Origin of the sequence: Gemmiger formicilis (assembly GCF_016901605.1) — a bacterium.
Taxonomy (GTDB): Bacteria; Bacillota; Clostridia; order Oscillospirales; family Ruminococcaceae; genus Gemmiger; species Gemmiger formicilis_B.
In genome coordinates this window covers 1-223 of record NZ_JACJKP010000740.1, presented here as the reverse complement: position 1 = coordinate 223, position 223 = coordinate 1, and the positions used below count along the sequence as shown (strand labels likewise).

1 pseudogene is annotated in these 223 nt (G+C 56.5%); it reads left to right on the top strand.

The features are described 5' to 3' along the window. Positions 1 to 30 precede the first annotated feature (30 nt). A pseudogene (locus tag H6B10_RS16695) lies at positions 31 to 223 on the top strand (hypothetical protein); the annotation flags it as partial.

Here is a 223-nt window from a genome sequence, read left to right as displayed (position 1 = left end):
GATTGATAATTCATCCTGGGAGGTACTTCCATGAACGATCCGCGTTGGGCGTCCATCGACGCCTTTGCTGAACAGAACCGTGAAAATATTTTGCGCGACATTACCCGTCTGGTGCCGGTCTCGGCCCAGCCGATATATCCTTCGGCATTGCAGGTCTGCAAACCCAGCTCGGCCGCAATTTCCAGCGCTTTGTCCAGTGCGGCCTTGGGGCCTGCGCCAAAGG